The sequence below is a fragment of the Stenotrophomonas geniculata ATCC 19374 = JCM 13324 genome (assembly GCF_001431625.1).
Classification (GTDB): Bacteria; Pseudomonadota; Gammaproteobacteria; order Xanthomonadales; family Xanthomonadaceae; genus Stenotrophomonas; species Stenotrophomonas geniculata.
Genome location: NZ_LLXT01000125.1, coordinates 47,883 through 59,267, shown reverse-complemented (window position 1 = coordinate 59,267; position 11,385 = coordinate 47,883). Strand labels below are relative to the sequence as shown.

10 protein-coding genes and 1 pseudogene are annotated in these 11,385 nt (G+C 67.3%); 7 read left to right on the top strand and 4 right to left on the bottom strand.

What is annotated here, in order from left to right; translation table 11 throughout:
- Position 1 precedes the first annotated feature (1 nt).
- The 4 genes and pseudogenes from galE (at position 2) to ARC63_RS23525 (ending at position 4,044) form a co-directional block, all read left to right on the top strand.
- Entirely contained in the window at positions 2–991 is a 990-nt protein-coding gene (galE, locus tag ARC63_RS15665; protein WP_057503764.1) for a UDP-glucose 4-epimerase GalE, read from the top strand.
- A gap of 113 nt (positions 992–1,104) precedes the next feature.
- Complete coding sequence (ubiA, locus tag ARC63_RS15660; RefSeq protein WP_049461703.1) at positions 1,105–1,998, top strand: 4-hydroxybenzoate octaprenyltransferase; 894 nt, start codon at positions 1,105–1,107, stop codon at positions 1,996–1,998.
- A gap of 176 nt (positions 1,999–2,174) precedes the next feature.
- Positions 2,175–3,597: pseudogene (locus tag ARC63_RS15655) on the top strand (short-chain fatty acid transporter).
- A 273-nt stretch (positions 3,598–3,870) separates the two neighbouring features.
- Positions 3,871–4,044, top strand: coding sequence for a hypothetical protein (locus ARC63_RS23525; protein ID WP_167345307.1), 174 nt, complete (start codon positions 3,871–3,873; stop codon positions 4,042–4,044).
- 51 nt (positions 4,045–4,095) lie between these two features.
- Here ARC63_RS23525 and ARC63_RS15650 read toward each other — a convergent pair whose 3' ends face one another.
- A complete protein-coding gene (locus tag ARC63_RS15650; RefSeq protein ID WP_057503762.1) occupies positions 4,096–4,722 on the bottom strand; it encodes a YiiX/YebB-like N1pC/P60 family cysteine hydrolase in 627 nt (208 codons plus the stop codon).
- A gap of 82 nt (positions 4,723–4,804) precedes the next feature.
- Here ARC63_RS15650 and ARC63_RS15645 point away from each other — a divergent pair, with 82 nt between their 5' ends.
- The 3 genes from ARC63_RS15645 to ARC63_RS15635 all read left to right on the top strand — a co-directional run bounded on the left by ARC63_RS15645 (position 4,805) and on the right by ARC63_RS15635 (position 8,635).
- Entirely contained in the window at positions 4,805–5,317 is a 513-nt protein-coding gene (locus ARC63_RS15645; RefSeq protein WP_057503761.1) for a hypothetical protein, read from the top strand.
- Between the two features lie 73 nt (positions 5,318–5,390).
- The gene (locus ARC63_RS15640) at positions 5,391–7,229 is read left to right on the top strand and encodes a M3 family metallopeptidase (protein ID WP_057503760.1); all 1,839 of its coding nucleotides are present in this window, start codon (positions 5,391–5,393) and stop codon (positions 7,227–7,229) included.
- 2 nt (positions 7,230–7,231) lie between these two features.
- Entirely contained in the window at positions 7,232–8,635 is a 1,404-nt protein-coding gene (locus tag ARC63_RS15635; protein ID WP_057503759.1) for a TPM domain-containing protein, read from the top strand.
- Position 8,636: 1 nt separating this feature from the next.
- Here the strand turns inward: ARC63_RS15635 and ARC63_RS15630 are convergent, their stop codons facing one another.
- From ARC63_RS15630 to ARC63_RS15620, 3 genes are read right to left on the bottom strand one after another with little or no spacing between them, the layout of a single operon-like run.
- Positions 8,637–9,308 carry a VOC family protein gene (locus ARC63_RS15630; protein WP_057503758.1) on the bottom strand — a complete coding sequence of 224 codons (672 nt, stop codon included), beginning with the start codon at positions 9,306–9,308 and terminating at the stop codon, positions 8,637–8,639.
- Between the two features lie 54 nt (positions 9,309–9,362).
- The gene (locus ARC63_RS15625; protein WP_057503757.1) at positions 9,363–10,442 is read right to left on the bottom strand and encodes an alpha/beta hydrolase family protein; all 1,080 of its coding nucleotides are present in this window, start codon (positions 10,440–10,442) and stop codon (positions 9,363–9,365) included.
- 13 nt (positions 10,443–10,455) lie between these two features.
- The gene (locus ARC63_RS15620) at positions 10,456–11,283 is read right to left on the bottom strand and encodes an AraC family transcriptional regulator (RefSeq protein WP_057503756.1); all 828 of its coding nucleotides are present in this window, start codon (positions 11,281–11,283) and stop codon (positions 10,456–10,458) included.
- Between the last annotated feature and the right edge of the window lie 102 nt (positions 11,284–11,385).

Genomic DNA, 11,385 nt, shown 5'->3' with positions numbered 1-11,385 from the left:
CATGCATGACGTTCTCATATGCGGCGGTGCGGGCTACATCGGCAGCCACATGGCCCAGTACTTGTCCGAGCAGGGGCATCGGGTAACCGTATTCGACAATCTGTCCACTGGGCACCGTGGCGCCGTGGCGTGGGGAGAGCTGGTAGAGGGCGACTTGCTGGACGCGGCAGCCCTTCAACGGCTGTTTGCTGGTCGGCACTTCGATGCGGTCATGCACTTCGCTGCCCGGTCGCTGGTGGGTGAGTCGGTACGTGATCCGTACGCGTACTACGCCAACAATGTCACCGGCACGATGAATCTGCTGCAGGCAATGCGAAGTCATGAGGTGGAGCGCATTGTGTTTTCCTCTACGGCGGCGATCTTTGGCGAGCCGTGCTCTGCGCTGATTGACGAAGACCATCCGAAGCAGCCCATCAACCCCTACGGGTCGAGCAAGCTGATGGCCGAGCGCATCTTGGCAGACGCTGCTGCAGCTTACGGTCTGCGCTCGGTATGCCTGCGCTACTTCAATGCCGCCGGGGCGCTGCCTCAGCACGGCATCGGAGAGGCGCATGCCTGCGAGACTCACCTGATTCCCAATGTATTGCGCTCGGCGCTGGGGCAGGGTGGGCGGCTCAAGGTGTTTGGCAGCGACTACGAAACACCCGATGGAACCTGTGTGCGGGACTACGTGCACGTCCAAGACCTGGCCCAAGCCCATGCGCTGGCGATGGATTACATGGATGCACAACCAGGTGCCCATGCGTTCAATCTTGGCAACGGACAAGGCTTTTCCGTACTGGACGTGATCCAGACGGCTGAGGCTGTGTCTGGCTTGCGCGTACCCTACGACGCTGCTGAGCGACGAGCCGGTGATCCCGCTCGGCTGGTGGCTTCGAGTGAGCGCGCGCGCAGGGTGCTGGGGTGGCAGCCCGTATGGACAGAATTGGCTCCGATCATTGAGAGCGCTTGGCGCTGGCACAACGCGCCAGCAGCGTGGGGCAAGGTCTGAGTCCACCGTCACGCTGGGGCAGGACACCGGGGCCCGGTGCGCGCAGGCGCATTGGGCCCTGTATTTTCCAGGCCCGCGCCGCAGTCCTTCCAGCGCAGGAGTATCCTATCGCCATGGCTGATACCCCCCTCACTTCGCCGCAGTCGCCGGCGACGCCGCGTTGGCGGCATTACTGGAGTCTGATGCGCGCCGATCGCCCGATCGGCACGCTGCTGCTGCTGTGGCCCACCTGGTGGGCGTTGTGGCTGGCCGCAGGCGGCCTGCCGCCGCTGTGGACCCTGTTCGTGTTCACCGCCGGTGTGTGGCTGACCCGCTCGGCCGGTTGCGTCATCAACGACTACGCCGACCGCTGGCTCGACCCGCATGTGGAGCGCACCAAGGCGCGCCCGCTGGCCACCGGCGCGATCAGTGGCCGCGCCGCGCTCGCGCTGTTCGCGGTACTGATGCTGGTGGCGTTCGGCCTGGTGCTGACCCTGAACGGGTTGACCATCGGCCTCAGCTTCATCGGCGTGTTCCTGGCCGCCAGCTATCCGTACCTGAAGCGCTACACCCACCTGCCGCAGGTCTACCTGGGCATGTCGTTCGGCTGGGGTATCCCGATGGCGTTCGCCGCCGTGCAGGGCGAGGTGCCGATGCTGGGCTGGCTGCTGTATGCCGGCAACATCCTGTGGTCCACCGCCTACGACACCTGGTACGCCATGGTCGATCGCGAGGACGACCTGAAGATGGGCTCGCACTCCACCGCGATCCTGTTCGGCGATCTCGACCTGGTCATCCAGGGCGTGCTGTACGCGCTGTTCCTGGCCACCATGGCGCTGGTTGGCGTGCGCGGCGGGCTGGGCGGCTACTACCTGGCCGGCGTGGCCGTGGCCACGGTGCTGGTGGTCTACGAGTTCTGGATCTGCCGCAACCGCGAGCGCGGCCCGTGCTTCAAGGCGTTCCTGCACAACAACTGGGTGGGTGCCGCGCTGTTTGCCGGCATCGCTGTGGACCTGGCGCTGCGTTGAGACGCGCAGCCAAGCGTGGGCTCGGCTCTACAGCTGACAGTGCTTCCGTAGCGCCCGAGCCCATGCTCGGGCGGCGGCGCACAGCGCCGGGCCCTCCCCCACCTACGACCAATAGGTGGCTGACAGCCTGCACCCCACCGCCCAGAATCGATCCATCGAACCTGGGAGGGTAGGCGATGGCCTCGACGGCAGCAGTACAGGACGGCTGGATGGCGCGCAGCGTTGCGCTCGGCCGCCTGGGCGGAAAAGTGGTTCCCCGATGCGTACGTATTCGCGGTGCTGGGCGTGGTCATCGTCGCGCTGGCGGCGATGGGCTTCGGCTCGACCCCGCAGGCCACCGCCAGCGCCTTCGGCGACGGCTTCTGGAGCCTGATTCCCTTCACCATGCAGATGGCCTTCGTGGTCATCGGCGGCTACGCCGTGGCGACCGCGCCGGTGGTCGCTCGCTTCATCGATTTCCTGGCCCGGATGCCGCGCACCGGGCGTGGTGCGGTGGTGTACGTGGGCCTGGTCAGCATGCTGGCCTCGCTGCTCAGCTGGGGGTTCTCGCTGGTGTTCGGCGGCCTGCTGGTGCGTGCGCTGGCACGCCGCACCGAGCTGCGCATGGACTACCGCGCGGCCGGTGCTTCGGCCTACCTGGGGCTGGGCGCGGTGTGGGCGATGGGCCTGAGCTCGTCGGCCGCGCAGCTGCAGGCCAACCCGGCCAGCATGCCGCCGGGGCTGGTCGAGATCACCGGCGTACTGCCGTTCACCGAAACCATCTTCCTGTGGCAGTCGATCGCGCTGACCTCAGTGCTGATCCTGGTTTCGCTGCTGATCGCCTGGCTGACCGCACCGGCCGCCGGCAGTGCCCGCACCGCTGAAGACTTCCCCGGTGCCGCGCAGGCCGAACCGGAGCCACTGCAGCAGCGCACGCGCCCGGGCGAGTGGCTGGAATACAGCCCGCTGCTGACCGTGCTGCTCTCGCTGCTGGCGTTCGGCTGGCTGTTCAACGAGTTCGCCAACAAGCCGGTGGTCACCGCCATCGCCAACCTCAACACCTACAACTTCCTGTTCATTTCGCTGGGCCTGCTGTTGCACTGGCGCCCGCGCAGCTTCCTCAACGCGGTGGCCAAGGCGGTGCCCAGCACCACCGGCGTGCTGATCCAGTTCCCGCTGTACGGCGGCATCGCGATGATCCTCACCCACGCCGCTGGCGGCGATGGGCAGACGCTGGCGCACCGGCTGTCGAGCCTGTTCGTGCAGGTGGCCAGCACCGATACCTTCGCGCTGGTGATGGGTGTCTATTCGGCCGTGCTGGGCTTCTTCGTGCCCTCCGGTGGTGGCAAGTGGATCATCGAGGCGCCGTACGTGATGCAGGCCGCCAACGAACTGAAGGCGCACCTTGGCTGGGCGGTGCAGGTCTACAACGCCGCCGAAGCGCTGCCGAACCTGATCAATCCGTTCTGGATGCTGCCGCTGCTGGGCGTGCTGGGGCTGAAGGCACGCGACATCGTCGGCTTCACCTTCATCCAGCTGCTGGTGCACATTCCGCTGGTGCTGGGCCTGTTGTGGCTGCTGGGGATGACCCTGGCGTACGTGCCGCCGGTGATGCCTTGAATGCTGGGCTGGCTTGCCTGCGCGAGTTGGGAAGCCAGCCTCCTTCCGCGCGTGTTTCCGGCTGAGAACGCCATGAATGCGCGCCATGCTGACCACTGCATGAGCACATGCCGAACCCGCATGAATTCTTCAGCCGCTTGTGCCACAAGGGCTTCTGCGCGTTCATTCACAGGCATACACACAGACGTAGCCGCGCACCCACGCGTGATTAACCATTCGCTGCAGACGATGGCCACGTCCACCGCATTCCGCGAGTGGCTTTGGAGATCGGACATGGCACAGCAGAACCAGAACCCGAACCAGAAGCAGCAGGGCCAGCAGAACCAGCAGGATCAGCAGGATCAGCAGCAGGGTCGTGGCCGCGACCAGCAGCAGCAACAGCAGCAGGAACAGCAGCAGCGCAACCAGCGCAACCAGCAGCAGGGTGGGCAGGACGAGGAAGAGTGACCTCGCTACCAGCTCCGGTGATGCGAAGCCCCGCCCCGTGCGGGGCTTTGCTTATTCCAGCACGCCGACACGCTGCAGCACCGGCGCTGCCGACATGTCGTTCGGATTGGTGCCGGGCTGATCCTGCGGTACGTCCATGCCCATGCCGCGGTACAGATCCACCCAGTGCTGTGCGATCTCCCCGGTCTGCGGGTTGCGGAAGTTCATTGGCTGCAATGCGAACACGTGGTGCGCACGGAAGGCGCGTTCGATGAAGTCCGAGCAGTAGTAGCTGTCCTCGCTCAACACATACGACGTGTTGTACGGCTTGCCCAGCATCGTGCGCGCGGTGGCGACCGCATCCTTGATGGCCGCCTGCTGCGGCGCGCGCAGGCGATAGACCACGATCTGCCGCTGCTTGGCGTGGGCGTCCTGCTGGAACTCGGTCAGCGATTGCCGGCGTGATCCCTTCTCGTCGGCGTGCAGCACCTCCCAGCCCTTCGGCGCCGAGGCGACCAGGGCGACGTGATCGAAGCTGGGTGCGCCCTGCGTGCCGGTGGCATCGTCGATGGCCGCGCTCAGGCCGCTGCGGCCGGCAGTGACGAACAGCAGGTCGCCTTCGTGGACATCGACGGCCAACGCCACGGTCGGCCACAGGGCGGGCAGCAGCAGGCCGATCAGGAGCAGGAGGCGATGCATGAGGACTCTCGGACAGGCGGAATGCCGGAATTGTAGGGTGCGCGGTAGCATGGAGCGACCGGACCGGATTCAGGATGAGCCCATGCGTCGATACCCTTCTCCTGCACTGCTGGTGCTTGCCTGCGGCGCGGTGCTGGTTGCCTGCACGCCAACGCCGCAGCCACCACAGACAGCGGCCGAAGCCGTGACTGCCGCAGCGGCGCCGGCGACCAGCGCCACCGAGCCCACACCTGTGGCTGCAGCCAGTGAATGCCCCTACCCGGAATTCGATACGTTCCTGAAGCATTTCGGCAACGAGATCACGCTGCAGGAAAAGGCCACGGCCGATCCGCTGCTGGACAGCTACATCGATGCGGAGGCCGAGCCGGAACCGCGCAAGGTGGAAAGCCGGTTGGCCTTGGCCGATGTCGAGTGGCCGGTGATGCCCGATCCTGCCGCGTTGGCCGGGCAGGGCCGTGAAATGCAGGTCAGCCCCCTGGCCGATGGGCAGCGGCAGGTGCAGATCCGTACGCCGGACAGCAGCGACCAGCAGACCTATACCTTCGCGCAGGCGCCTTGCTGGACACTGGTCAAGCGTGAGGACGAGTCGATCTGAAGCCTGATCCGGCACAGGCGCGGCGGGCCAGTGACTGCTAGTCTCGACCCCAGGTCCAGGCAGGGAGACGCCGATGCAGGCTTTCAGGAAGCGCACCACCACCGCCGCCGTCGTCGCCGTATTGGCGATAGCTCCCTTCAGCGGCGCCCAGGCACAGTCGGTGCATGCCGATGACCGCGCCTACTTCGCCAATGCCACCGCCGAACAGGCCGCGCGTGTCGCGCTGGGCGGGCGCGTCGAGGCCCTGCAGCAGGCGTCCACCCTTGCACCCGCGGAACGCTTCCGGCAGGCCGAGATACTGGAGGCGCAGTGCCTGCGACATCACGGCTACCTGCACCTGCAGGCCGCCCGCAATGCGCGTGATCAGCGTCCGGCCCAGGCGCTGGATCAGGTGACGGGGCTGTGCAGCCGCATCGCCCGCAGTGGTCGCGCCGCACTGCGCGAGGCACCCGCAGATGCAGCGTGGGCAGCACCGTATGGCTTCCTGCGCGCACGCGCGCTGAAGGAGGCTGCCACCCCGGCCAACGCCGCGCTGGATGAGGCCGTGGAGGCACTGGCCGATCCGGCGCTGGACAGCTTCGCGCGCCTGCGCGGGCAGATCCTGCGCAGCGCCGAGTACCCGCAGATCGAGCACGGCGGCCGGCACTGGGACACGGGGCGCGACAAGCAGGCGCTGGCCCAGCAGCCCGACCGTGCCCTGCGCGAGGCAGGCTGGAAGGGTTACTGGCAGGGGCTGCACTCGCGCCGTGAGCCGATGGCATCGGTGCTGCTGGGGCTGGTGCAGGTGAATGACGCGGCCGCACGCCTGCAGGGCGATGGCTCGGCGCCGGCACATGGCTACCAGCGCATGGGTCTGGATACCGCCGTAGTGAATGCAACGCTGGTGGCGGTCGAACAGCACGCGGAGGACCGCCGCGCCTACCAGGAGATGCTGCTGCACCACGCTGCGCGATCCGGCATTGACGCGCCGCAGATCTGGGATACCACCGTGCCCGATGCCGGCTACACGCCACCGGTGCTGACGCTGGCGCAGCTGCGTGACAACGCCGCCGATGCCATGCAGCACCTGGGGCCGGCGTACGTCGCTGAACTGCGCGCGCTGCTCGATCCGGCCAACCAGCGTATGGATCTGGCCACCGAACGCGGTGACCGCAGCCAGGACGCGTTCCCGGTGAGCGCTCCCGGTGTGCCGGCAATGCTGTTCGTTGGCGTGCGCCGTGGCGATCTGGAAAGCGATGTCGAAATCGCGCATGAAGCGGGTCATGCCATGCATGGCGAGTGGATGCAGCGCGGTCATGCGTCGCCGCTGCAGCGCAATGGCAGCCAGTGGCTGACCGAGGCGTTCGCGATCTACAACGAGCTGCGCTTCCGCGACCAGCTGTACCAGCAGGCACAGGACCCGCGTGCCAAGGCCTATTACCTGAAGTCGCTGCTGGACGACATGGTGCTGCAGCTGTTCACCTCTTCCGAGGAAGCGCAGCTGGAGCAGTCGATCTACCAGGGCGTTGCCGCCGGTACGCTGGGCACCGCCGATGATCTGGACGCGCTGACCGGGCAGGTGCTGGCGCGCTTCGGCCAGCAACCGGAGCGCTACCCGCAGCTGCGCAACACCTGGATCGGCAAGCGCCTGATGTATGAAGACCCGAACTATCTGGTGAACTACCTGTATGCGGGGCTGCTGGCCGTGCAGCTGTATGTGCAGGACCAGCGCGACCCCGACGGGTTCCGTGAGCGTTATCTTGCTGTGCTTGGCGAGGGCTTCGATCGCGCGCCGGACGAGCAGGTGGCGCAACTGCTGGGGCACGCGCCAGACTGGGCGGCCCTGGTGGACGCCGATCTGCAGGTGTTCAACCAGACGGTGGCACAGCTGCAGGCGCTGCATGCGCGGATCGAGGCAGGGCAGGGTACGTGAGCATGCTGCGGGCAGGACAGCAGGCCGCAGCCATGACATGCCTGTTCTTGCTGCTGTGCCTGCTGCCGATGGCGGCGCTGGCGGCAATCCCGGTGCCGGCGCTGGACGATCCCGTGGTGGACACGGCCAACGTGCTGTCCGCTGAAACCCGCGCCACCCTGCGCAGGCAGGCGCTGCAGCTGCAGGTGCAGAAAGGTGCGCAGCTGCAGGTACTGGTGGTACCCAGCGTGGGCAACGAGGGCATCGAGGCCTACGCACAGCGGGTGTTCGATCAGTGGCAGCTGGGTCGCGCCGGTGTCGACGACGGTGTGCTGTTGCTGGTGGCGGTGCAGGATCGCCGCGTACGCATCCAGACCGGCTATGGCCTGGAAGGTGCGCTACCAGACGCGTACGCCGCTCGCATCATCGACAACGCGATCGTGCCGCGCTTTCGTGAGGGTGATGTCGACCAGGGCGTGCTTGATGGCACGACGATCATGGTGGCGCTGATCGAAGGCGAGGACCTGCCTGCATGGGAAGCGCCGTCGGCCAGCAATGTGCTGCCTGCGGACTGGCGCCGCGCAGACTCGGTGGTGGCATTGACCCTGCTGGCCGGCTTCCTGGCCGGGCTGTGGCGCTCGCCGCCGCCCCTCCCGCCAGCGAAGACCGAGGACGATTTCAGCGGCAGCCGTCGGGAGCGGCGGCGCAAGGCACTGGCCGCCAATGCGTCGGCACCGAGGCCGAGCTGGCCGACCTTGCCGGCCTGGGGGCGTCCGATGCTGCTGACAGCGGTGGTTGCCGCAGGCGCGCTGTCCGTGGCGTTGCTGCTGCCACGCCACCTGCTGGCGGGCCTGTGCTTCGTGATGGCGCTGGGCGTGCCGGTGGCGGCCCTGCTCGGCTGGTGCTGGCGTCGCAGCCGCGGGGTGCGCATCGTCCTGTGCGGCATGCTGGTGCTCAGCATGGTCTTGCTGGTACAGGCGCTGCTTCGTGGCCAGCTGCCACCGAGCCTGGCCCGGCACCTGCTGCTGCAGGCCGCCGCGGGTGTTGTCACCCTGATGGTGTTCCTGCTGGTGCAGGCCTGTCGCGCACGCTGGAAGAAGAACCGCAGCAGCTTCGTCGTGCGCATGACGGTGCTGGTGCTGTTGACCCTCGGTTATGCCGCGGGCGCGTTGCTGGCGATCCATCGTGCCGAAGGTGACGATCCACGGCTGCTGGCGATGATCGTGTCAGGTGTGTGTGGCGTGCTGCTGTACTTCGTAGGGTTGTTCACCATGTTGCCGGGCGAGCGCGCACGTGGCCGGGTTTCGTCACGCCGCGAACGCAGCGCGTCCAGTTCGTCATCCGGCAGTTCGTCGTCGAGCAGCTCCAGCAGCTGGTCCGGAGGCGGTGGCCGCAGCGGCGGAGGCGGCGCGTCCGGCAGCTGGTAGCTCAGATCGCCTGCACCCGCCAGCCGAGTGCAGCGTCCTCCACAACGCCCGGGCCGGCCACGTCGCCGACCTGCAGCAACAGGCCCTGTGCATTGGGCAGGTCCTTCTGCTCGGGGAACCAGCGCCGGTCCGCAGCGACCACGATCAGCAGGCCCTCGTCGTCGCCCATCGGCGCGAACTGCGGCGAAGGCGGGCTGATCGGGTGCAGGCCGAACCGCAGGCTGGACTGCTCGCGCACCGCGTCGACATCGTGACTGGGCAGGCCGACTTCGCTCAGGCAGGTCAGTTCGCTGCCGTGGAAGGCACCCTGATGCGTACTGGCCGACAAGCGACGGCGACCGATCAGTTCCAGGATCAAGCCATCGGGGCCGGTGAAGTACACCGACTGCGACTGCCAGCTGCTCTCCAGCGCGAAGTAGTCCAGTCCCGCCGGATTGCGCTGCAGTGGCGTGCGTTCGCGCAACCAAGTCATCGCCTCGCCGAAGCGGTTGTCCGGCACGTTGAACGCCAGGTGCACACCACCGAGCGGGCGTCCTTCAGCGGGCTGCAGTTCGATGGTGCTCCAGCCGATGTGCACATGGGTACCGACCACGCGCTGCTGCAGCACATCGTGGAAGTAGCTGGCCACGGCACCCACGTCAGATACCGGCAGAGTGAGGTGCAGCAGGCGCATGATCGGTTCTCCGTGGACGCGCCCACTGTAGCGCCGGGCCATGCCCGGCGGCCACTAGCGCAGTGAATGGTCGAAGAACCGTATCGCTGCATCCACTGCCTGCGCGTGGGTCTGTGCCTTTGGCACCGACGTAGTGCACAGGTCCTGCAGCCGCTGCTGCCCGGTCGCGGTGCACGCGGCCAGGAAATCATAGTGGCCCACATCGGCCAAGCGCTGCAGTTCCGCGCCCGGAATCAGGACCCCGGCGGCCGCGCCATTGGTCTGTGGCGGCGCGACCGTGTCAGCCTCACCCAGCACGATCGACACGGGCAGCCGCAACGAGGACAGCTGCTCGGGCGCGAAGGCCTGGATGATCGCCGGAGCCAGCAGGAATGCCGCCCGCACGCCGGGAATGGCGCGCGCGTCGTTGGCCTGGGAGATCCATGGCGCCAGTGCTGGAGAGGCCGCAGCGGCAACGCGCGCTTCCATTGAGTGCGTTGCGGCCTCCTGTTGAGGCCGGCAGACGCCGTCGTCCGGATGTGCGGTGCAGAAGGCCAGCAGTCGCTGCAGGTCCGGTCGTGCACCGGCTGCCAGCAGCGCCGTGTAGCCACCGGCCGAGAACCCGGCAACCCCCAGGCGTTCAGGATCGACGTGCGGGCCCAGCACTGGATCGGCCCGCACGGCCGCCAGGGCGGCGCGCAGGTCATCCGCACGCAACCAGCTCAGGATGCTGCCGGGCAGGGTCATCGTGTCAATGCCGTTGTTGCCTGGATGATCGACCGCGATCACCAGATACCCGGCCCGCGCCAGCGCGGTGCCCAGCCAGCCCATCATGCGCGCACTGCCGCCGTTGCCATGCGAGAGCAGCAGCGTTGGCAGGCGATCACCTGCGACGGGAGCCTCCATCGCGGCACGTCCGACGTCGAACAGCGGCGCGTCGGGCGGGCCGATGGTCAGGGCGGTTTCCCCGCTGCCGGCCAGCGCTGGGTACCAGACCGTGTAGCGCAGCGCGTCGTGGTGCTGCGCATCGCGTACAGCCGCGCTGGCCACCGTGGTGGCGCCGTGGCGCTCGCCGGCTGCCTGCGTCTCGCTGGCATCGGCCACGGCAGTGAAGACCATGAGGATCATTCCCAGCACAGCAACCGTCATGCGCATCTTCAGTTCCTTGTCAGTTGGGACGTTCGTCGACTGGCAGCCAGATCTCCACGCCGCCGTTGCCGGTGTGCTCATCGAATCGGGCGTCGTAGCATTCCAGATCCGGTGCATCGGCAAGGCTGAGGTTGGACGCAGGAAGATAATGATCCAGCAGCCAGAACCAGGTCGAGCGGATGGTCGAGATGTGCGCGCCGTGCCAGGCCACCAGATAGCGACGCGGCGGAATGTGCACACTTTGCCAGTGCGCAGGCACGCTCGGCACCACGCTTGCCGGCAGTGCGGCGATGTAATCGAAGCCGCCATCGTTGTCGCTGTTGCAGCACACACCGAAGCTGATCGGTGCGGGCGTCGGCCATTCGCGGTTGAGCTGCGCCCATTGGCCGGGAATCGCGCCGCCACTGTCGCGGGTATGCCGCATGCCGATGCCCACCACCTGGAACGCGGGCGTGTCGAGCAGCCGCGGCGCTTCACCGCAGGGCGCCGGCGCATCATCCACGCGGATCGCCTGTACCAGCGCCAGTCCATCGGTGCCCTGTTCGCGTACGCGCTCCGGTGTCTGCCCGAACTGTTCACTGAAGGCGCGGGTGAACGCGGCATGGGTGGTATAGCCGGCCTCCAGCGCGACCTGCAGGATGTCGCCCGCACCGTTGGCCAATCGTTGCGCGGCGGCGGTCAGGCGCCGTCCCCGCAGGTAGCGCACCACCGAGGTACCGGTGCGGGCCTGGAACAGGCGTGAAAGATGGAAGGGTGACAGTCCCGCCGCAGCGGCGATATCGGCCAGTGCCAATGGCCGGTCCGCATGGGTTTCGATGTACCACAACGCCTTGCCCGCCGCGCTCATCTGCCTTTCCCCGAATCCAATGCCGGCACAGTAGCGGATCGGCAGGCGCGGCGCTTAGCAGTTCTTGCGCCTGTGCGGCATCAAGCTGTCGTACTGACGTCA